This window comes from Pedobacter sp. BMA, assembly GCF_001027745.1.
In the GTDB taxonomy this organism is placed as follows: domain Bacteria; phylum Bacteroidota; class Bacteroidia; order Sphingobacteriales; family Sphingobacteriaceae; genus Pedobacter.
Window position 1 is genome coordinate 802700 of the sequence record NZ_LECU01000006.1, and the last position, 22958, is coordinate 825657.

Annotated in this window: 19 protein-coding genes; 11 read left to right on the plus strand and 8 right to left on the minus strand. The window is 40.6% G+C overall.

Annotated features, from left to right (window positions below):
* The first annotated feature begins 1 nt into the window (after position 1).
* From lnt to AB669_RS15565, 3 genes are all read left to right on the plus strand, one after another.
* Positions 2-1636 (plus strand): apolipoprotein N-acyltransferase, encoded by a 1635-nt coding sequence (lnt, locus tag AB669_RS15555; protein ID WP_047800189.1) that lies wholly within the window; start codon positions 2-4, stop codon positions 1634-1636.
* On the plus strand, positions 1629-2150 hold the full coding sequence (locus tag AB669_RS15560; protein WP_047800190.1) for a signal peptidase II: 522 nt from the start codon (positions 1629-1631) through the stop codon (positions 2148-2150). The genes lnt and AB669_RS15560 overlap by 8 nt, the downstream gene beginning before the upstream one ends.
* Positions 2151-2254: 104 nt before the next feature.
* Positions 2255-2671: an OsmC family protein gene (locus AB669_RS15565; protein WP_047800191.1), complete on the plus strand. Its 417-nt coding sequence runs from the start codon at positions 2255-2257 to the stop codon at positions 2669-2671.
* Between the two features lie 40 nt (positions 2672-2711).
* Here the strand turns inward: AB669_RS15565 and AB669_RS15570 are convergent, their stop codons facing one another.
* Together AB669_RS15570 and AB669_RS15575 are read right to left on the minus strand one after the other, a co-directional pair.
* Complete coding sequence (locus AB669_RS15570) at positions 2712-4352, minus strand: NAD+ synthase (protein WP_047800192.1); 1641 nt, start codon at positions 4350-4352, stop codon at positions 2712-2714.
* Between the two features lie 84 nt (positions 4353-4436).
* A complete protein-coding gene (locus AB669_RS15575) occupies positions 4437-5111 on the minus strand; it encodes a porin family protein (protein ID WP_047800193.1) in 675 nt (224 codons plus the stop codon).
* 26 nt (positions 5112-5137) lie between these two features.
* Between AB669_RS15575 and gldB the strand changes: the two genes are divergently transcribed.
* Positions 5138-6172, plus strand: a complete 1035-nt coding sequence (gene gldB / locus AB669_RS15580) for a gliding motility lipoprotein GldB (protein ID WP_047800194.1) — start codon at positions 5138-5140, stop codon at positions 6170-6172.
* An 18-nt stretch (positions 6173-6190) separates the two neighbouring features.
* A complete protein-coding gene (locus AB669_RS15585; protein ID WP_047800195.1) occupies positions 6191-6961 on the plus strand; it encodes a patatin-like phospholipase family protein in 771 nt (256 codons plus the stop codon).
* Between the two features lie 65 nt (positions 6962-7026).
* On the opposite strand, the gene AB669_RS15590 is transcribed toward AB669_RS15585, so the two are convergent.
* From AB669_RS15590 to AB669_RS15605, 4 genes are all read right to left on the minus strand, one after another.
* Positions 7027-7758 (minus strand): head GIN domain-containing protein, encoded by a 732-nt coding sequence (locus AB669_RS15590; protein ID WP_047800196.1) that lies wholly within the window; start codon positions 7756-7758, stop codon positions 7027-7029.
* Between the two features lie 106 nt (positions 7759-7864).
* Positions 7865-9514 (minus strand): M1 family metallopeptidase, encoded by a 1650-nt coding sequence (locus AB669_RS15595; RefSeq protein WP_047800197.1) that lies wholly within the window; start codon positions 9512-9514, stop codon positions 7865-7867.
* 59 nt (positions 9515-9573) lie between these two features.
* Positions 9574-11436, minus strand: a complete 1863-nt coding sequence (locus tag AB669_RS15600) for a CocE/NonD family hydrolase (RefSeq protein WP_047800198.1) — start codon at positions 11434-11436, stop codon at positions 9574-9576.
* Positions 11437-11442: 6 nt separating this feature from the next.
* On the minus strand, positions 11443-13311 hold the full coding sequence (locus AB669_RS15605) for a CocE/NonD family hydrolase (RefSeq protein ID WP_047800199.1): 1869 nt from the start codon (positions 13309-13311) through the stop codon (positions 11443-11445).
* Between the two features lie 193 nt (positions 13312-13504).
* Here AB669_RS15605 and AB669_RS15610 point away from each other — a divergent pair, with 193 nt between their 5' ends.
* The 3 genes from AB669_RS15610 to AB669_RS15620 all read left to right on the plus strand — a co-directional run bounded on the left by AB669_RS15610 (position 13505) and on the right by AB669_RS15620 (position 16401).
* Positions 13505-14371, plus strand: a complete 867-nt coding sequence (locus tag AB669_RS15610; RefSeq protein WP_047800200.1) for a DUF6515 family protein — start codon at positions 13505-13507, stop codon at positions 14369-14371.
* 155 nt (positions 14372-14526) lie between these two features.
* Positions 14527-15684 carry an esterase-like activity of phytase family protein gene (locus AB669_RS15615; protein WP_053058428.1) on the plus strand — a complete coding sequence of 386 codons (1158 nt, stop codon included), beginning with the start codon at positions 14527-14529 and terminating at the stop codon, positions 15682-15684.
* Between the two features lie 36 nt (positions 15685-15720).
* Positions 15721-16401, plus strand: a complete 681-nt coding sequence (locus tag AB669_RS15620; protein WP_047800201.1) for an HAD family phosphatase — start codon at positions 15721-15723, stop codon at positions 16399-16401.
* On the opposite strand, the gene AB669_RS15625 is transcribed toward AB669_RS15620, so the two are convergent.
* Together AB669_RS15625 and AB669_RS15630 are read right to left on the minus strand one after the other, a co-directional pair.
* A complete protein-coding gene (locus AB669_RS15625; RefSeq protein ID WP_047800202.1) occupies positions 16394-17026 on the minus strand; it encodes a response regulator transcription factor in 633 nt (210 codons plus the stop codon). The two genes, AB669_RS15620 and AB669_RS15625, sit on opposite strands and share 8 nt — an antisense overlap.
* Positions 17019-19037, minus strand: a complete 2019-nt coding sequence (locus AB669_RS15630; RefSeq protein ID WP_047800203.1) for a sensor histidine kinase — start codon at positions 19035-19037, stop codon at positions 17019-17021. Before AB669_RS15630 ends, AB669_RS15625 begins: the two co-directional genes overlap by 8 nt.
* A 147-nt stretch (positions 19038-19184) precedes the next feature.
* Here AB669_RS15630 and AB669_RS15635 point away from each other — a divergent pair, with 147 nt between their 5' ends.
* From AB669_RS15635 to AB669_RS15645, 3 genes are all read left to right on the plus strand, one after another.
* A complete protein-coding gene (locus AB669_RS15635; protein WP_047800419.1) occupies positions 19185-19589 on the plus strand; it encodes a hypothetical protein in 405 nt (134 codons plus the stop codon).
* Between the two features lie 249 nt (positions 19590-19838).
* Positions 19839-21245: a dihydrolipoyl dehydrogenase gene (lpdA, locus tag AB669_RS15640; protein ID WP_047800204.1), complete on the plus strand. Its 1407-nt coding sequence runs from the start codon at positions 19839-19841 to the stop codon at positions 21243-21245.
* A gap of 145 nt (positions 21246-21390) precedes the next feature.
* A complete protein-coding gene (locus AB669_RS15645; RefSeq protein WP_047800205.1) occupies positions 21391-22911 on the plus strand; it encodes a choice-of-anchor I family protein in 1521 nt (506 codons plus the stop codon).
* Positions 22912-22958 lie beyond the last annotated feature (47 nt).

Below are 22958 nucleotides of genomic sequence, written 5' to 3' on the forward strand. Positions count from 1 at the left end.
AATGAAATCCAGACACACCTACCTGCTCGGATTACTGAGTTCATTTTTGCTTTGGCTGGCCTGGCCGCCTATGCCTTTTACCACGCCTTTGCTTTTGATTGCGCTCGTTCCATTGCTCATCGCGGTTAATGATATCTTGAGGAATGAGACTGCAAAAGGTGGAAGACGCGTTTTTTTTACAGCTGGACTAACATTTCTGCTGTGGAATACCGCTTCAATTTATTGGGTATATAATGCCATTAGTGCTTATAATGGTACGTTTGTAGCAATTCCGGTTTCATTAATTCCATACGGACTCGGTGCCTTACTGATGACATTTGCTTTCTGGTTGTTTTATCGCCTGGGTAAATACACAGGAAGAAAGCTAGCTTATCTGGGTCTGATTGCCTTTTATATTGCTTTAGAATATCTGCAGCAAACCTGGGATCTTGCATTTCCATGGATGACCTTAGGGAATGGTTTGGCGGGTATGCATCAGCTGGCACAATGGTATGACTGTACAGGCGTTTATGGAGGCTCTCTGTGGATATTGTTAAGTAACATTCTGGCTTTTGAAGCTTATCGTAACTATAGAAGTCAAACCGGCTATTTGAAGTTCAGAAGTGCTGGTACCTGGGCTTTGGTTGTATTAGTTCCGGTTTTGATTTCCTTAACAAAATATTTTACAGCTGAACAAAAGGGCACTCCCAGTAATGTGGTAGTTGTACAGCCTAATATAGATCCTTACCTGAAACTAAGCGATATTCCACCTGCTGAGCAGATTAGTATACTCACTCATTTAACTGATTCTTTAGCGCAACCCGATACAGAGTATATCCTATGGCCTGAAACAGCGCTCCCTATTTATGCTGATGAAGATAAGATCAGGACCTATCCTGAAATTGAGGGTTTGCAGAATTATATGAATAAGTATAAAAACGGAACTTTGATAACAGGAATAGAAACCATTAAAGTTTATCCGGATAAACGGACCATATCTGCAAAATACGATCAGCAGAGCGGCCAATATTGGGACAACTTCAATTCGGCTATGCAACTCGAAAACTCTGCTAATGTTCAGTTTTATCATAAATCTAAACTCGTGCCTGGTGCTGAAAAAATGCCCTTTCCTGAGGTATTTTCGTTTATGGATGCCGTTTTCTCTCAGTTAGGAGGAAGTGTGAGTGGTTGGGGATGGCAGGAAAAACCGAGTGTTTTGTATTCCAGAAGTGGGATAGGTGCAGCTCCGGTAGTTTGCTATGAAAGCTTATGGGGCGACTGGATTGGTGAGCAGGTGAAGGATGGTGCACAATTTATTGCCATCATTACCAATGATGGCTGGTGGGGCAATACCTCTGGCAAAGATCAGCATGAAATGTACGCACGGCTTAGGGCTATTGAAAGTCGTCGGGATGTGGCAAGATCTGCAAATACCGGGATTTCCTGTTTCATTAATCAGCGCGGAGATATTACACAGCATACCGAATGGTGGACCAGAACAGCATTAAAAGGGGATGTCAATCTGAATGATGAAATTACTTTTTATGTGAAAAGCGGCGATGTAATTGCAAAGTTATTAGTTATTCTGGCGGTTGTACTGGCCCTGATTATCCCTTACAAAAAATGGATCGGGCGATCGAAATCAATTCATGGATAAATTAAAGAACTTACGCTGGTCTATCATACTGTTACTATTGACACTAAATTTTGGTTGCGATCAGATTACAAAAAAGATTGCGAGAACTGAGATTGGTGAGTTTGAGCATATCAGTATTATAAAAGATCATTTTACCCTGTTAAAGGTAGAAAATTCAGGTGCTTTTTTAAGTCTGGGGGATGAGATGCCCTATCTTGTTCGGCTGATTATTCTTACGGGCTTTCCGCTTTTATTGCTGGGTTATGGCGTATATTATTTGTTTGCTAAAGGAAACTTAGCCCTGGGAATGCAGATTGCCCTTTGCTTTTTGATTGGAGGAGGCTTCGGTAACCTTTACGACAGAGTGATGTATGGTTCAGTAACTGATTTCATGCATATGGACTTTTACATTTTTCAGACCGGCGTGTTCAATTTTGCCGACATTTCCATTATGATCGGAATTGGGATTTTGTTTGTCCTTTCAATTAAAGGGAAGGTGGACAAACAGGTCGGGCATCATTCGGACGAACCATAATATAAAATTGTTTTTTTCTTAACGGCACCCTCATATTTTGATCAAACATATCATTATCTTTAGGTGTTTAACCATCTAAAAACATTCAACAATAAGATCATATTATGAAAAGACACGCATCAGCCGTATGGCAAGGTTCCATCAAAGAGGGTAATGGCAAATTAACCACCCAAAGTACCACTTTGAATGATACACAATACTCTTTCAATTCACGGTTTGCTGAAGGTGTAGGTACCAACCCGGAAGAATTAATTGCTGCAGCACATGCAGGCTGTTTCACTATGAAACTTTCAGCTAACCTGGCAGAAGCTGGTTTTACTGCTGATAAACTGGAAACCAAATGTGAAATCAATCTTGATCCTTCTAAAGGTGAAATTGTAGAATCGCATTTAACTTTAACTGCAAGTGTTCCGGACCTAACACAAGAGAAGTTCGATGAACTGGTTGCAGATGCTGAAAAAAACTGCCCGATTTCGAAATTATTAAATACTACAATTACTGTTGACGCAACTTTAGCATAAACAAAAAAGCTAAGACAACTTCAAGTTGTCTTAGCTTTTTCTATGCCATATACTTTCCTACAATTGGCATCCTTCTTCCCATGCCGAAAGCCTTAGGCGATACCCTTAAAATTGGTGGTGTCTGATAGCGTTTAAATTCTGCTACATTAACCATTTTCAAAATTCTTTGTACAAGAGCCGCATCGAAACCCTGTGCAATAATTGCTTTAGAGCCTTGTTTTTTCTCGATATGCTGGTACAAGATCTGATCCAGGATATCATACTCGGGTAGGGAGTCGGAGTCTTTCTGATCAGGCCTTAATTCGGCTGAAGGTGGTTTAACGATCGTGTTGATGGGGATAATTTCTCTTTCCTTATTGATGTATTTAGCCAGTTCAAAAACCTGCGTTTTATACACATCTCCAATTACACCGATGGCACCACACATATCACCGTAAAGGGTTCCATATCCAACCGCGCATTCACTTTTGTTTGAAGTATTGAGTAAGATATAACCGAATTTATTGCTCATAGCCATATTGATGATCCCACGGATACGGGCCTGTATGTTTTCTTCAGCAAGATTGAACTGTAAACCATTAAATGCCGGTGCCAGTATGTGATCAAATGATTCTGCAACTTCTTTAATCGGGATAATCTCATGCATACAGCCGATATTATTCACGAGGTCTAAAGCATCCTGAACGGAGTGGTCTGATGAGAACTTCGATGGCATTAATACTGACATGACATTTTCTGGACCCAGGGCACAGCAGGCCAGCGCACAAACCACCGCCGAATCGATTCCGCCGGAAAGACCCAAAACCGCTTTTTTAAAGCCTGATTTGCGAAAATAATCCTGAATGCCTAAGATAAGCGCGTCGTGAATTTGTTCGATATCTGTTAGTCTTTCTGGTTGCGGATATTTATTCCGGACGTTTTCGATTTCTTCCAGATCAAATACCTGCAGATCTTCCTCGAAATACTTCATTTCCGCTTTTATCGTTCCTTCAGCATCAAAAACCAATGAGCCGCCGTCGAAGATAATTTCGGTTTGTGCGCCTATCTGATTAACGTAGAAAACAGGTAACTGATATTTTCTGGCATTATCTGAAAGTACTTTGATCCGTTCATCATCGTGCGTATAAGAGAATGGCGAAGCTGCAATGTTTATCATTACATCAGGTTGCTCTTTGATGAGCTCATCCATCGGATTCGAAACATATAACGGGTTATCATTAATATTCCATAAATCTTCACAGATGGTTAAGGCAATTCTTTTTCCTTTAAAATCAATACAATTAAAAGAGGTAGCAGGCTCAAAGTAGCGGTACTCATCAAAAACATCGTAGGTAGGCAGCAGTGCTTTTTTAGTCACTGATTGCACTTTTCCATCTGCTATGAAATAGGCAGCATTGAACAAATCTTTACCCTGAAGTACGTCGTTTTTAACAGGTAACCCAACGATACAGGCAATATCGCTACAATGTTGGGCAATTTCCTGCGCGGCCTGATCACAGAGCACAACGAACTCATCGAACTCTAAAAAATCACGGGGAGGGTAGCCGCAAATGGCCAGCTCAGCAAAAACAACAAGGTCTGCACTTTTTTCTTTTGCAGCACGAATATTGTCGATAATCTTCTGTGTATTGGACTCAAAATTTCCAATATGGTAATTCAGTTGCGCTAAGGCTATTTTCATGTTAGTCGTATCAAGCTGGGTATCAGGCCTGCATATCAAGTATTGGGCCTGTCAAGCCAGAGGTCAATTTAACTCAATGGTTTATTAAAAAAATACTCCGAAATTCAGGGCTATATAATGATTCTTCACCGTTCTGCTTCCGTCAGATACGATATTTGTAAAACCATTGTTAAATGTTAAGCCAGCCATAATGCTTGCATTTCCGCTGATGTCGAATTCGCCGCCTCCACCAATAATCAAGCCAGCGCGGTAAAAACTGGTTTGATCTGATATTTTAGTGTCATCCGCAACTTTGACTCCATTTGAAACTGCATCCTGTTTGGCACCGATGTTAATCGAGTTTGATAATCCAAACTGACCATACCACCTTGTGTCGTTAGCCTTTACTGTCTTCAGCTTAATTGTTAAAGGCAAATCCACATACTGAAGCTTATATTTCAAATCGTATGCTTTTGGATTGGAACTGCTACTCAAACCCTGATAGGGTGATACATTGGCTTCTGTACTTTTTCCGTTAATAGTGGTAATGGTTAGCGCAGTAGAAAAGCTGTAATTTGGTGCGAAATTAAAATCGCCCATCAAGCCGTAAGAAAAGCCTAAACTCAGGCCATTTGTTTTGCCCTGCTCAGGTTTAATCCAGCCAACGGTTGGTGTTGCAGTAAGGCCCAGTCTAAAACCATAACTGGTGAGGGGTGAGTTTTGTGCCCAAGTACCAATTGTTATAAAAGATAAAATTAAAATCGTCGCTAGTTTTTTCATGCTTTATGTGATTATATTTGCTTTACATGATGTACAACGTAAAAGCTAAGCAAATTTATCTAATTTTTCTTTTTGCCCTTGCATTTATTTCCTGCAAAGACAGTAAGCGGCCAGATGTTAGTCAGATAAATGTCGAAATAAAGATCCAAAGATTTGATAAAGAACTGTTTGCCATGAAAGGAAAAGATGTTGTGCAAACAAACAGCCTGTTGTCGGCTAAATATGGTTTGTTTTATGATGATTATATAAAAAAAATGGTTGGTTCGCCAGACTATAGCAATGGGGAAGTACTAAGTACCCTGTTCAAAGATCAGGCTTATACCGATCTGACCAAAGAGGTAGACAGCGTTTACCCTAACCTGAAAATCCAGGAAGCAGGCCTTACCAAAACATTTAAGTACATTAAATATTATTATCCTAAAGCAAGGCTTCCCAGATTTGTGTCTTTTGTTTCGGGGTTCGCTTACCAGATGCCCGTTGGCGATCAATACCTGGGTATTGGCCTTGATATGTTTCTGGGAAAGGACAGCAAGTTTTACAAGGCCATTGTACAGAGCGTGCCCTTGTATCTTTCGAGGCGGTTTAGTCCTGAATACATTGTTCCAAGGGTAGCTGAAACCTATGCGCACGAGGAGCTTTTTCAGGAGCCTGATGAAGACAGATCTTTGCTTGCTAAAATGATCTTTCAGGGTAAGATTCTTTATTTTCTTGATCAGGTTTTACCAGAAAATATGGCGGACTCTGTAAAGATAGGCTATAGTGCAGAACAGCTGAAGTGGGCACAGAATTTTGAAGGCGATATATGGGCATACTTTTTGGAGAACAACTTTCTGTATGAAACGGATTACCAGAAGATTCAGGTTTTTTTATCGGAAGGCCCGTTTACCCCGGGCCTTGGGGAAAACAGAGATTCTGCTCCCAAGTTAGGTGTTTACACTGGTTGGCAAATCGTTAAGAAGTACATGCAGGAAAATCCGAAGACTACCTTGCAACAACTCATGGCTGATAATGACGCGCAGAAAATTCTAAATCAGTCAAAGTATAAACCTAAACAGAAATAAACACAACAAATCTCGCTAATGAAAGTAGGAATCGTATTGTCTGGAGGTGGAATCAGGGGAATTGCACACTTAGGTGTTTTAAAAGCTTTCAGTAATCTGGGAATAACTTTTAGTCACATCAGTGGAACAAGTGCAGGTGCCATAGCGGGTGCTTTTTTTGCAGCTGGTATAGATCCCGAAGAGGGTTTAAGTATTTTCCTCAAGACAAAGTTGTGGCGCTTTATTCGTCCAGCTGTAGGTTCCCTTGGTTTGATCAACATTGAAAATACGGCTTTAATTCTGAAGGAGTATTTCCCGGAAGATTCAATAGAGAAACTTAAAATCCCATTAACAATCGCAGCTGTAAACTTTAGTGAGGGCAGATTAGTCTATTTTACAAAAGGACCATTAATCAGGTCTATACATGCTTCAAGCTGTATACCCGGAATTTTTAAGCCCATCATGATTGATGGACAGATGTATGTAGATGGAGGCATTCTAAATAATTTTCCGGTAGAACCGCTGATGCAGGATTGCGATTTTATTATTGGTTCTTCCTGCAATCACCTTAAACCGGTTGATAAAATTACCGGCATTACCAATTTAATGGGTAGAGCAGGCGTGATGTCGATCAATCATGATATGGAAAGAAAAGCGAAATTTTGTAATGTAATGATCGAGCCTAAAGGTCTTGGCGCAATAAGTACTTTCGATATGAAACGGGCAGAAGACATTTACTGGCTGGCGCATGAGGAGGCATTGATTACTATTAAAAACAGTCCGACTATAAGAGCGTTAATTACCAAATAACCCGAAAGTTACTAAAAACAAAAAGCCCCAATCTATTTTGGGGCTTTTACATGATTAATGCTCAGTTAGACCTTTCTAACGCCTCCTGATCCAAATACTGTTTTCTCTACAGATGCATTTCCCGAGTAGTTGATGCTACCAGATCCGCTGATGACTGCTTTGATGCTTTGATCTGCTTTAATATTAACCTGGCCTGAACCGCTGATGGTTGCAGATAGCGTGCTTACTGAAAATGATTTGCCGGCAAAAGCGCCAGAACTGCTCATTACGATTTTAGCATGCTCTGCATTGCCGCTGAGGTTGATCGATCCTGATCCACTGATCACTGCATTCAGGTTATCAACATCTGCTGTAGCTTTAATACTTCCGGAACCGCTTACCGTTGTAGCCAGAGATTGTGCATCCACTTTACCGTTTACTACCATGCTCCCCGAACCACTTACTGCTAAACTGCTAATGCTTTTTGCCGTAACATAAGCGGTAATTTTCTTGCCGTCATACTTTCTCGACCAGCTGGTAATACTGGTTTGAGGACGAATAATCAGTATGTTTCCCTTAACTTCAGTTACAATTGTTTCCAAAGCTTCGTCATCACCTTCTAATCTGCAGCTTTCAGTATTACCAATGGTAAGCACCACATTAATTGGACCAGCTGCAGCAACACCATTAAAGTTTTTTACAGCGCGTTCGTCTTCAAAACGTTTTGATGAGGAAATGTTAATCTGGTCTTTCGCGATTGCGTCAATACTTGCAGTAAGTGTTAAAGCAACTAATAGTGTGGAAAATATCTTTTTCATAATTTAAGAAGAATAAATGTTAGTTTAATAGATGATAATGTATTCTTTTCTATAAGACGGATAGATGATTAAAAAGTTGCACAGGAAAGAAAATTTGTATCTTTTATTAATCTTTCTTTACCTCAACATAAAATGAAGGATCGACCTTGAAATTCTCGGAGGTAATGCCACTAAGATTGATTGTTTTCCAATCGTTTCCAGGTTTAATCAACGTATACCCCCCAGAGTTAACAGTTACCTTTACCGGCATATCAAAGCCTTTAACATCGGTGTTCCATTTATAAGAAAGGATGCCGTTGCTGATTTTATATTCGAAAACCGGAATTTTTGTAAAGCGAAGGTATTGGTCAAAAACTTTATCCAGTTTTAATCCACTTTGTTTAGAGATGTAATTTTCGATTTCAGCAGTGGTAACGGTTTTATGATAAAAGGTTTTGTTCAGTCCGCGAAGAATTTGTCTGAACTTTTCATCATTACTAATCAACTGACGAATAGTATGAATCAGGTTCGCACCCTTCGGGTACATGTCTCCTGAGCCTTCCTTGTTTACACCGTAAGGGCCAATAACCGGTACATCGTTATTTATTCCCTTTCTCAAGCCGATTGCATACTCATCACCCGTGGTTTTTGATCCTATACACTCTGAAAACAGCACTTCAGAATAATTTGTAAAACCTTCATGTATCCACATATCAGCAATATCTTTCGCTGTGATATTGTTTCCGAACCATTCATGGCCACTCTCATGTACGGTGATAAAATCAAATTTTAAACCCAGTCCGGTTCCACTTAAATCTCTTCCAAGGTATCCTTTCATAAATTTGTTGCCGTATGCCACTGCACTCTGGTGCTCCATGCCCAGATGTGGCGCCTCTACCAGCTTGTACCCGTCTTCGTACCATGGATATGGCCCAAACCAATATTCGAAACATTTTAGCATGGGTTTAACATCAGCATCCCAATGTGGGCGGGCCCTGGCACTATCAGTTTGTAGTGCCCAGAAATCTATACTAAGTTTTCCCTTTTCGCCATCATAGGTATCCATCCAATGGGCATATTTGCCAATATAGAAGGTTACATCGTAATTGTTAATCGGGTTCTTCACGAACCAGTTGTATTGCTTGTATCCATCTGGCTGGTCAACAGTATTCCTCAATCTTCCATTGGAAATTTCCTGCAAATCTTTAGGAACGCTAATGCTGATCAGCATGCTGTCTACTTCATCACTTTGATGGTCTTTATTTGGCCACCATACGCTTGCGCCTAATCCCTGGCAGGCTACAGAAACAAACGGATTTCCTGCCGTATCTTTTTTAAAGATAAAGCCTCCATCCCAGGGAGCATTTTTGGCAACGCGGGGATTTCCACTATAGAATACTGTAAATTGATCTTTACTTCCTTTTTTTATCGTTTTAGGAAAAGTTACAAATACCGCATGATATGCACGTGTGAACGGGATGACTTTACCACTGTAAACAACCTTTTCTACCTTAAGGTTATCAAATAAATCAAACTGCAGTCTGGTGAAATCCTGAGTCGCTGTGAAAGCAAATTGATTGCTTCCTGAAACCGATTTCTGGTCAATATCAATTTTAACATCTAAATGGTAATAATTGATATCGTAACAGGTTCTGAGAGGGGTAAGTGTTCCACGCAGAGTGTCTGCTATGGAGTTAACCTGCTCTTTACCCAGCATCTGCGCTTTTGCGGTGGTTATACATAATGCCGCAATAAAAAGAATTAAGGTTTTTTTCATTTATTTATCATTTTCATCATTGCTTTCTAATATGTTTACAGGCAATGACGCAACGTTCATTATTTAATTACATCAACCTCCACAAAGCTATCATTAAAAACAGATTGCGTTGCCTTTATATAGTCAGCCTCAGTAGCCTTATAAGGGTTATCTACAAATTTTTGAGGATTACGGGCAAATAAAGGAAAAGCCGTACTTTGCACCTGGATCATTAACCTATGCCCTTTTTTAAATGTGTGCAGTACATCCTGTAATTTGAAATTCACATCAGTTTTCTGGTTTGCTACCAGGGCCTCAGGCTTTTCAAAGCTATTGCGAAAACGCGCGGGCATGATTTCCGAACGCACCATTTGCCAGTAGTTACTCAAGGTGATGCTTTTATTTGGCATGTATGGGTTATTTGGCTCATCTGCCGGATAAACATCAATTAGCTTAACGATAAAATCAGCATCGGTACCGGTTGTGGCAATTTTAAGATGCGACATGATTTCTCCGCCCAGGGTGATATCATCTTCCAAAATCTCAGTCTGAAAAACGAGGACGTCTGGTCTCCTTCCTGCGAAGCGCTGATCTTCGCTCATGTAATTGTGTGGCGTGAAGCCGAGCGTTGTAGTAATATCTTCGGTGTAGGGCACAGGTTTAGCAGGATCGCTGATGTAAGTTACCGAGGCTGCCGAAGCTGGAGAACTGAATGTCAGTTTACCATCAGCGCCTAAATAAAGTTTTTGTTTTATTGCTTTTTCTGTTGGCCATTTGGAAAAGGTTTCCCATTGCTTTTTACCGGTATCAAACATATAGGCCTCCGGTAAACCTGTGTTTTTATCGCCATTACCTTTCAGGAAGTGATTGAAGAATTTAGACTCAATTTCTTTTTGATAAAAGGTAGCGATGCTATCACCGAAATATACGTTACTATGCATGGTATGCCCGGTTTCACGGCTCCACCTGCCATGTCCGAATGGACCCATCACAATCGTGTTATAAGCATTCGGGTTTTTCTTCTCAATAGTTTTGTAAATATTTAAGGGGCCAGACAGATCTTCTGCATCATACCATCCACCGACAACCATTACGGCCGGTTTTACAGTATTATAATGCTTTAATAAACCCCGTTTTTGCCAAAATTCATCGTAATTAGGGTGGTTCACTGTTTCCTGCCAGAAGAAATTATCTTTATAGTATTTGTCGGCATTGGTTAAAGGTCCTAAATCTAAAGCAAACTGATACCCATCTTTTGTTTTTGGATTGATCATTTGCATATTGTACCATGGCTTTGATGTAGTATCTGTTTTTTGAACGCCAAAAACCGGGAAAGTAGAAAAATAACTTTGCAGGAAAGATCCGTTATGGTGAAAATCATCGAAGAAGAAATCTGAGATCGGTGCCTGTGGGGAAGAAGCCTTCAACGCAGGGTGGTTACTTAAAATACCTGCTGCGGTGTAAAAGCCCGGATAGGAAATACCCCACTGCCCCACCTTACCGTTATTATAGGCTACATTCTTCACCAGCCAATCAACGGTGTCGTAGGTATCTGAACCTTCGTCTACATCTTTTTTAGTTTTTTTGTTATCGATTACCGGGGTCATATTGGTCCAGGTGCCTTCACTTTTCCAGCGTCCGCGTACATCCTGATAAACAAAAATGTATCCCTCCTTCATCATTAATTCCGATGGGCCCAAACGCACCGGAAATTTGTCTTCTCCATAAGGTGCAACACTGTAACAGGTGCGCTGCATGATCACCGGGTATTTTTTGTCCTTTGCGGCGTCTTTAGGGCTATAAATTGCGGTAAAGAGCTTAGTGCCATCGCGCATCGGGATATACACTTCTTTTTTTATATAATTCGATTTAGGGTAACCAGCTTCCTGTGCAAATGTTGTCGCAGCGGAACAAAGCGTGATAAACAGAATGAGGTATTTCATGTGGGTTTATTTTAAAACAGAAATGGTGATGAATGAACTATTATTTACGTCGTGAAAGATCCTGTGTGTCGCTTTTTGAAAGTCAGCCGGCTCAGCCTGATAAATGTCCATAAATTTTTGTGGATTACGGTCTGCCAAAGGAAACCATGAATTTTGTACCTGGATCATGATTTTATGCCCTTTTTTAAAAGTATGCGCTACATCAGGAAGTGGATAATTCACTTTAGTAACCACTCCGGGATTGAAAGCCTCTGGTTTTTCAAAGCTATTGCGGTATTTTCCACGCATAATTTCACCACGAATCAACATTTCGTATCCGCCCATAACCAGGTTTTTAGGATTCGGAACGGGGTTTGGTGCGTCTTCCGGATATACATCTATGAGTTTAACTACATAGTCGGCATCTGTACCGGTTGTTGAAACCGCCAGGTTAGCCAATACGGGTCCGGTTAGGGTGATGTCTTCACTTAAAGCATCGGTTTGATAGGTTTTAACGTCTGGTCTGCGTGCTGCAAAACGCTGATCATCTATCATGTACTCGCGTGTACGTCGCGCCTGGATACCATCCTGATAGGGTACGGGATTGTTCGGATCACTCACATATTCATCCCAGCTGTCGGTTCTGCCCACTTTTTCAAAACTAAGTTTTCCATTGGGCTGCAGGTAAAGATTTTTGCTTTCCACATTCTGCGGTGGCCAGGTTTTAAACTTTTTCCATTCATTAGATCCGGTGACGAAGATGTTTGCTTCAGCCGCATTAAAATCTCCTTCACCCTTCAGGTACTGTTTGAAAAATGGCAATTCATATTGCTCCTGATAGTCGATGCTGGTTGTTCGTCCAAAGGGGATATCTCCGAAATACGAACCATCACTTCTAACCCAACCGCCATGAAACCAAGGGCCGGCTACCAGAATGTTGTTAGCACCAGGGTTTTGTTTTTCAATGGCTTTATAGGTATCGAATGTACCGTAAGCATCTTCAGCATCAAAAAAACCACCTACAACCATTACTGCCGGTTTCACATTTTTTAAATGAGGTGTAATTAATCTGGCTTTCCAGAAAGTATCGAGATTAGGGTGTTTAAACAGGTCATTCCAGAATTTAATGCTGTCGACAAAATATTTATCTTTCAGGTTTTTAACCGAACCCGATTCCAGGTAAAAACGGTAGTTGTCCTGAATAGGAAATTCAAAACCTTTTGGCCCTTTATCTGGAGTAATTGGCTTCGGACGAGGTACCCCGAAACTGCTCATAAATCCGAAGGCATCCATCAGGAACAAAGTGCCACGATGGTGAAAATCATCTCCCATGAACCAGTCGGTTACAGGTGCTTGTGGTGAAACTGCTTTCAAAGCAGGATGTGCGTTAGGTAATGATGTTGTGGAGTAAAATCCCGGATAAGAAATTCCGTATATGCCGGCATTTCCGTTGTTCCCCTTGATGTTCTTTACCAACCAATCTATAGTGTCGTAGGTATCGGTGCTCTCATCAATATCTTTTTTACTTTTTTTTGTGGTTTGTGGCCGGATATCGGCAAAGTTGCCTTCGCTCATCCACCTTCCACGTACGTCCTGATAAACGAAAATAAATCCCTCCCGCATCATGGCAGGAAAATTTCCAAGACTCATTTTGTACTTATCTGCACCATAAGGTGCTACGGTATAAGGCGTTCTGTTAATCAGAAAGGGGTATTTTTTAGTTTGGTTTTTGGGTATGTAGATCGAGGTGAAAAGCTTGACCCCATCTCGCATGGGAATCTGACGTTCTATTTTGGTATAATTTTCCCGTACATAAGCCGAATCGGATTGTTGAGCCAGCAATTGATGAGAGATAAACAGACAAAACAGGAGGCTGAAAAATCTTGAAAAGTTCATTTAATTTAATATTTAGGAATAAACTTTAAATATAGGCGATTCAGATTTGATTAGAAAAAACATCCCGTAAAAGGTTTGTTAGCATCAACAAAGCTATTCGTCATCACTTTATCAAAATTTAGTTAAATTTAGTTAAGAGATAATCTTTAGGCAATTTTTCCCGTCATACTATCAATTGAATTAGACACAAAAGATGAATAGGTTATTAAATAAAGGATTGGTTGTCTTCGCTGCAGCAGCGATGATTGCAACATTCAGTACTGAAAGTGTTTTTGCACAGCGTCCGGGCAGGGGGGGTGGTTCTTCTGGTGGAAGCAGATCCAGTGCAGCACCATCGAGAGGGGGTTCTGTTTCGAGGGGTGGCGGTCAGGCACCATCAGGAAACAGAATTTCACAGGCCCCTAATCGTGGTAATTATGCTCCGGCACCAGGAAGGCCGGGCAGACCGAGCTACGGGTACAACAGACCAGGTTATCGCCCCGGACCAGGTTATCGTCCAGGTTTTGGAGGACGTCCAGGATATGGTGGTCGCCCGGGATATGGCAGGCCTTATTATCGCCCATATTATAGCTACTATAATTTCTACAGACCATTTCTAGGTTTCCGGATAGGTGTTTTGCCCTATGGTTATTATCCTTTTTATTATGGGGATGCACAGTTTTATTATTCCGGAGGACTGTTTTATCAGCAAAATAACAATCAATACGAAGTAGTTATACCGCCGGTAGGGGCAGAAGTACCATCGCTACCTCAGGATGCGAATCTGGTTACCATCAACGGTGTAGATTACTATGAATACAAAGGCGTTTATTATACCCAGGGACAAAATGCAGACGGTAAACAGGTGTATGTTGTTGCAGGAAAGGATGGCGTACTCAACACAACTGATGGACCGGTAGATTCTCACCAGATTGGTGATATCATTACGCAGCTACCTGAAGGATGCAGAGAAGTGACCATCAAAAATGAGAAATATTATGTATCTCCTGATGATGTATACTATGAAGAAGTTGCTGATGGAAGCAATATTTCATACAGGGTTATTGGTAAGCTTTTTTAATAAATACCTGATAAAACGTTAAGCCGTTCCATTTGGAACGGCTTTTTTATTTTCACAAAAAAAGCCTGCTGTGTGGCTGTCGAATCCGGTTATTAACTTTTATTTGTTTTTAATTCCAATATGCTTCCATACTTTTACCAATAAAATGTTCCGGTTTGAAAAAAACACCCTTTAGCATTGTTCTGTTATTACTCGCTGTGATTATTTCTTCCTGTTCCTCCACTAAAAGTATTTCTTCAAAGAAACAGGAACTTAACATATCAGCTGTTCACTTTCTGGATGAATACGTTCTGCCACTTAATGGGACTTTCCAGAATACCCTGGTTGGCGGATTATCTGGTATCGATTATGATGTTAAAGAAGATCAATACTACCTGATCAGTGATGATCCTTCGCAATTTAATCCGGCAAGGATTTACACGGCGGAGATTCGTATCAGCGGAAATAAAATAGATACGGTAAATATCACCGGGGTTACCTCCATATTGCAGGAGAACGGATTACCGTATCCAAAATATGAGTACGGTAAAAACTCAAAGGCTGATGGAGAATCCGTGAGATACAATCCCCGAAACAAAACCTTTATCTGGAGTAACGAGGGAGAGCGTTTGTTCCGGAAAACAGATACCACTATTGTGCAGCCGGCAGTGACTTTTATCTCTACTTCTGGTAAATTCATAGATACAATTCCACTGCCCACAGGCTTTCACATCACCAAAAGGGCATATGGGGTTAGAAAGAATGCATTTTTTGAAGGATTGAGCTACACCAGCGACTATAAAACCTTATTTGCGAGTCTGGAAGAACCACTTTATCAGGACGGGGAGCAATCACATTTTGGTTTTGACAGGGCATTGACCCGAATTTTGAAATTTAATGTAAAAACAAAGAAGAATACTGCACAGTATGCTTATCGTCTGGATGCGTTGCCCATAAATCCAACGGTTGAAAGCGATTGGAATATCAATGGGATTTCTGAAATTTTGGCTGTAAACAACCATATACTTCTGGTAATGGAAAGGGCTTGGGCAAAAGGCCGTGATGACCATTCTTTTGTGAAGCTTTACCTGGTTGATCTGGATGGAGCAGAAAATGTAATGGATAATCCATCTTTTATCAGGCATACTCCAAGGCCTTTAAATAAAAAACTGCTATTTGATTTTGATAGTCTAAACATGCATATCGATAACATTGAAGGCATAACTTTTGGACCTAAATTACCCAATGGCCACAGTAGTCTAGTTTTTTGCGTAGATAATAACTTCGGTAAAACCCAGATTCAGCAGTTTTTCCTGTTCGAAATCATGCCATAACTGGCACACAATTTTAAGAAATAGTCCAAAATAAAAATGAATAAAATAAAAGCCCTGTTGTTTGATCTTGACGGTACATTGATTGACTCAGAAAAGTTCCATTTCAATTGCTGGAATGATTTTCTAGTCCAATACGATGTTCAGCTCGATTTTAAAGACTGGCTAACGAATTACGCAGGAATACCTCTGCCACAAAATGCCAAAACCATCCTTACCAGATATAAACTGAATGAAGATCTGGATAGTTTTATCGAAAGACGGGAGCAGATTACCTTAGAAGGATTTAAAACGAAGGATATCGAACTCATGCCGTTCGCACTCGATTTTGTGGACTATTTTTACCATAAAGGTTTTGCATTGGCCGTTGTAACTGCAAGCCCGCGGGCGGATGTAGAAGCCGTTTTTGAAAAAAACGGAATGGCAAAATATTTTAGTGTTTTCATAACGCGTACGGATGTAATCAAAAGCAAGCCCGATCCTGAAAGCTATAACCTGTGTGTGGAGAAGCTAGGCCTGGCGAAAGAAGAATGTCTGGTTTTTGAAGACACATTGAATGGCGTGAAAGCTGCGGTTGCTGCAGGAATTACCTGTTATGCTATCCAGAATAATATCAGGGCACATTTGAAACTCAAAGCAGCCGATCAACTTTTCCTTAACTTTTCACACGCAAAAAACTATATGCTCGAAAATGTTTTAGCTGGCCAGACACCTAGATAAGCAATTGTTCATTGGCGATGTTAATCAGCTCAATGGAGTTTTTGACATCAAGTTTCTGCATCATATTGCGACGGTGAGTTTCTACGGTAAGCGGACTTAAAAATAGTTCTTCGGCAATTATAGGTGTCGTTTTTCCCTGCGCAATGAGCTGAAGGATTTGCTTCTCCCTTTTGGTAAACTTCGGACGACCCTTTAGATCATTTACAGAAGGTTTGGCGATAATTTCAATCACTTCCTTGCTAAAGGCAATGTCGCCCTTCCGGGCAGTTTCAATGCAGGCCTGAAGTTCTTCTACCGAGGCATTTTTCAAAATATACCCACTTGCACCATTTTGTAGAATCTGCATAATGATGCTCCGCTCCGTGTGATTGCTAATGGCAATTACGGCTGTTGCCGGTGATATTTTTTTAATATGTGCACACAGTTCAATACCGTTGATATCGGGTAACATAATGTCGAGTAAAACAATATCCAGCTGGTGCGATGATAAAAAGTTAATCAGTTCTGTACCCGACTGGAAACTTCCGGCAACTTCCATGTTCTCCAGGTTATTTAGCAGGGAAACAATCCCTTGTATCACAATGGGGTGGTCATCTACCACCGCCAGCTTAATTGTTTTATTCATATCGTAGTGGAATTTCAATGTTAATGGTTGTTCCATTTCCGGGCTGCGATTCAATATCGAAATTCCCTTTCAGGTAAGCAACACGGTTTTTAATGTTTTCTATGCCCATACCCTTTGTGTAATTTGCAGTATCGAAACCGCTGCCGTTATCTTCAATGGTAACGTAAAAGCGTTTTTCATTTTCACTACACTGCAAAACTACCTCACTCGCCCGGGCATGTTTTAAGGTGTTATTCAGCATTTCCTGTACAATCCGGTATATGATAATCTGTTCTTCGAGGGCGATATTTCCGGAAATGTTGATTGCCTGAAAGTCTACATGCATATCATGGCTCATAGCCGATTCAGAAAGATCTTTTAACGCCGTTTCCAATCCGAATTTCAACAAGGTCTGTGGCATCATATTCCTTGCAATATGCCTGAGTTCAGTTACTGATCCATCGAGCTGATTGACAATTCTTTGCAATTCAATATCCGGAAGTGCAGCTTCCTGCTGTTTAGCCCAGTTTGATAAATTGATCTTCAAGCCTGATAACATGCCACCCAAACCATCGTGTAAGTCTCTCGCAACCCGGTTTCGTTCCTTTTCTTCTGCGTTTAACATTGCCCTTCCAATTTCGAGTTGTTGTTTTTGCTCTAAATCTGCCATTTTCTGATGGTAATTAATTGCCCGTTGCTCAGCAAGCTTTCGGTAATTTCGGTAATAAATCAGCAAAAGGATTAAAATGACAAGCAGCAGTACTGAAGCAGCAATCAAAAGAAAAGCGGTGGTTTTGCTTTTCCTGATAATCAGTGCATTTTGCTTTTTATCGGCATTTAATGTTGCTATTTTTTTCTGATTTTCGACATTCTTATATTTAATTTCAAGTGCATTCACATCCTGTTTTAGTTTGCTTTCGCTCAGGCTGTCATTCAGGTGTTTGCTTTTCTGTAACCAGCCATATGCTTCCTCGAAATTACGGGTGGCAAAATTGACTTCTGCTGCAGCCTCTGCCAATGCAAGTTGATTACCGGCAAGAGCGTTAAACTCTGGTTTATCGATCACTGCATTCAGCGCGCTTTTAGCCATAGCATACTTTTTTTGCGCGAAGAATATTTTATAGCGCTCAAAACTCATTTCCTGAATAGAATAATGATCGCCGAATTTCTCTGCGAGAGTAGCCGCTTTGCTGGCATGTTGCAAAGCAGCGAAGTAATTGTTCGTACTGATGCAGTAACGTGTTGATGTTTTATGATAGTCCAGCCAGAAGTTATCGATTAATGCACCAAATTGCTTGTTTTCAGACTCCTCGAGTGTGTTTTTGGAAAGGTTCAGATAGCGTTTAGTCAGTTCATATTCTTTAAGCTGACAATAGTTATCCGCAAGCACCAAGTAGGCATTGATGAGTAAATATCGTTGTTTGGGAGGGGCACTTTTCAAGAGCCGTATTCCCTGGGTAAGGTAGGTTGTCGCTTTCGCGTATTGTTCCAGGTTCATGAATACCGTTCCGATAGAAATGTACTCGGTTCCAAGAAGTTCATTATCTCCAGCCACTTTGGATAGAGGAAGTACATGATGAATCAATACATCGAGCATGCCCTTTAAATTATCCTGATGCTGAAGGATTAATCCGTAATTATGCCAAACCATTGATCGTAATCTGTATACTTTTTTGGTATGGAATTGTTTAAGCAAGGACTCTGCCTGCATCAGCAGCATTTGTGCCTTTTCAAAATCGTTTTCCTGATAAATCCTGGACTCATACCAATAGGACCTGGCCACGAGCAGCGGGAATTTCTCAGCAAGGGATCTCGCTTTATTAAGTGAAGAAATCGCTTTTGAACTATCGGTTTCTGCCCAGAAATCCGTTAATCTGAAAGCAGCTTCAGCTTTTAAACTATCGCTGACATTGCCGGTTATCAGCCGGTTTAAGCTATCCGTAAATTTTCGGTCTGTTTCCCTGAGTTGTTGTGCATGGCTGCTTGAAGGATTAGAAATTAAGAATAGCAGGAAGATGATATAATTTCTCATTAAAAATAAAAATGCAAGGTTTATTCCTCAACCCGAAATCTAATGAATAATATACCTGAAAACAGGTATAAAAAAATGCCGGATAAAGGTTATTGTGTACTAAAACGCCCGTTCGTTTATTTGTGTATCTATTATTTAAATCTAATTATGAAAAACACAAAAATTAAAACATGGGTGCTTTCTTTCTTTGCGCTCATGCTCGTTACCGGTTTTACGGGATGTAAGAAAGACGATGACAATGTTGACGGTCCTTCGAAAACATCGCATAAGGTAGTTTTTAAAATGGTGGCATCTGCAGGCAGCAGCATCAGTACCGTAGTATATGGTTACGACAGTCAGATTACTTCTGCAACAACGTTAAGCGGTACTACCTGGACAAGCCCTGAAATCACCGTTCCTGCCGGAACAGTTTCTCTAAACGTAACCGGAAATGCACGCGGAGTAGATGCTTCCTCATCGTTAAAAGCACAAATTTACGTGGATGGAGAATTAAAGAAGGAAGGTTCATCAACCGGAGCTGTTCTCAGTGCACTTGCTTCTTACAGCCTTTAAAATTTCGCTCTCTTTTTAAGGATGATTCGTATAACAGACTTCACAATGGTTGAAGTCTGTTGTATTTTCCGATATCGCTACCTTTTCGCTCGTCTCGTTTTTAACTTAAATTAGAACCGAATAAGAGCTGATTTTACGGAATGCGTTTAAAAGGTAAAATTGTTCATTTTCAGGGTAGTGTTTAAGGTTTAACTTTCAGCTTTCCGCCTTTTTTCCCTACATTTGGTCAATCAAAATTTTAAAAGAATTATGCAATACGATGTCGTTGTTATCGGTTCAGGGCCGGGCGGTTATGTAGGCGCAATCCGTTGTGCTCAGTTAGGTTTGAAAACTGCAGTTATAGAAAAATACAAAACTTTTGGAGGTACCTGCTTAAACGTAGGGTGTATCCCATCTAAGGCTTTACTGGATTCTTCAGAGCATTTTCACAACGCCGCTCATACCTTCACTACCCATGGTATTAATCTTAAAGATCTAAAAGTTGATATGAAGCAAATGATCGCCCGTAAAGACGACGTTGTTGCTCAGAATACTGCGGGTATCACTTATTTATTCAAAAAAAATAAAATTGATTCTTACGAAGGTATAGGCTCCTTTGTAGATAAAAATACTGTACTCATTACTAAAGCTGATGGAAGTACTGAAACCCTGACAGCGAAAAATGTGATTATCGCTACTGGCTCTAAACCAACTGCATTGCCATTTTTGCCAATCGATAAAAAACGCATCATAACCTCAACAGAAGCTTTAAACATCAAGGAAGTTCCTAAAACAATGGTTGTAATTGGCGGTGGCGTAATTGGTCTTGAATTAGGTTCAGTGTACGCTCGGTTAGGTACAAAAGTTTCCGTTGTTGAATACTTACCATCAATCATCGCTACTATGGATGCTGGTTTGGGTAAAGAATTACAGCGTGTTTTGAAAAAAACACTGGGAATGGAATTCTATATGGGGCATAAAGTTACCGGAGCTACTACAAAAGGGAACACCGTAACCGTTACAGCTGATACGGCCAAAGGTGAATCAATTTCACTGGAAGCTGATTATTGCATTGTAGCTGTAGGCCGTACAGCATACACTGAAGGTTTGGGTTTAGAAAAAATCGGGATTACCGTTGAAGAGCGGGGTAAAAAAATTCCTGTAAACGAGCATCTGGAAACTTCCGTAAAAGGTGTTTATGCAATTGGCGACGTGATTACAGGAGCGATGCTTGCACATAAGGCTGAAGATGAAGGCACGTATGTGGCTGAAACCATTGCCGGACAAAAACCGCATATCAATTACAATTTAATTCCTGGGGTAGTTTATACCTGGCCTGAAGTTGCTTCTGTAGGTTTAACAGAGGAGCAATTGAAAGAAAAGGGTACGAAATATAAAGCAGGTTCATTCCCGTTCAAAGCGAGCGGACGTGCTAAAGCCAGTATGGATACAGATGGCTTCATTAAAGTTCTGGCAGACGCTGCAACTGATGAAGTTCTGGGTGTACATATGATTGGCCCACGTGCTGCAGATATGATTGCAGAGGCTGTAATCGCAATGGAATTCCGTGCATCGGCAGAAGACATTGCACGTACCTGCCATGCTCACCCAACTTATACTGAAGCCTTGAAAGAAGCGGCGTTAGCTGCAACTGATAACAGGGCCATCCATATTTAAACATCCTGCAAAGCCTGCTGATGATCAAAATCTGCAGGCTTTGCTTTTTACCCCTTCTCCAACAATTCCTTAACAAAAAGATAACAATTAAAGGCTGAAAATCAGCGTTATCCAAATCTATTTTTGCGGATCAGATAAAACAATCATGAACCGTAAAAAACTTTTCTTTGCCTTACTAACGGCAACGATGGCATTTTCTGCCTGTAAAAAAACTTCAGAACCTATAGATGAAACTGAGCCGATTGTAGCGGAGGATATTGCTTCTTTCAAAGAAATTGCTTCTATTGATCTTGGAGGCGAAACCTCAGCAGAGATTTCAGCATACGATCCATCTACCAAAAAGCTTTTCGTATTCAGTAACGAAGGCGGTGCGAAAGTGGAAGTAATCGATTTAACCAACTATCCAACGGTGACTAAATTAAGAACACTTACCTATCCATCCAATGCCGGAATTAACAGCGTGGCTGTTAACAATGGTTTGCTGGCTGTAGCTTTAGACGGCGCTGATAAGCAGGGAAATGGAGATGTGGTGGTTCTAAAGACTTCCGATTTATCTGAAGTAAAAAAAATTACTGTAGGTGCCATGCCTGATATGGTTACATTTAGTCCTGATGGAAATTACATCCTGTCGGCTAATGAAGGTGAACCAAATGATGCTTATACAGTTGATCCAGTAGGATCCATATCGGTTATCAATGTAAAAAGTAATTATTCGGTTAAAACAGTAGATTTCTCCGGATTCGAATCTCAAAAAGCAACTCTACTTGCCGGTGGTTTTAGAATTTATGGGCCTAATGCAAGTTTTGCGCAGGATATTGAGCCTGAATATATCGCGGTAAGTGCTGATTCAAAGAAAGCATTTGTAACACTTCAGGAAAATAATGGTGTTGCAGAAGTGGATATCGTAAGTGGTACCATCACTAAAATTAATCCATTGGGTACAAGAGATATCAGTATGGCAGAAAATGCATTCGACGTGAGTGATAAAGATAGCAAGACTGTTTTGGGGACCTGGCCAATTAAAGCTTTTTATCTGCCTGATGCCATTTCCTATTTCACCACAGGTGGTACATCTTATCTTGCATTGGCAAATGAAGGTGATACCCGTGCCTGGAAAGGTTATGATGAAGAAGCAAGAGTGAAAAGTTTAAAGTTAGATGCTGCGAAGTTTCCAACAGCTGCGACATTTCAGATTGATGCAAATCTGGGTAGATTAACCGTAACTAAAGCATTTGGCGACACGGATGGTGATGGTGACTATGACGAATTGTATGCAACTGGTGGAAGAAGCCTAAGTATTTTAAACGCAAGTACAGGTGCATTGGTAGCGAACATAGGCAAGGACCTGGAGCAGCATGTTATAGATGCCGGTAAATACGACGATGAGCGTTCGGATAATAAAGGTGTTGAGGTTGAGGGCGTAACAGTAGCTCAGGTTAATGGAAAAACACTTGCTTTTATTGGTATGGAGCGGGTAGATATGATCGCTGTTTATGATGTTTCTACACCTGCATCTCCAAAATTTGTTCAATTGTTTGCAACAGGTGATGCGCCTGAGGGTGTTTTATTTGTGAAACCTAAGGATAGTCCGAATGGGAGAAGTTTACTTATTGTTGCCAGTGAAGGAGATGGAACAGTAAAGTTTTTTCAGCCAAATAAAATATAACCGCCCGTATTGATCGGCTTTCGGTCATATCATTTCGGAATGTAATC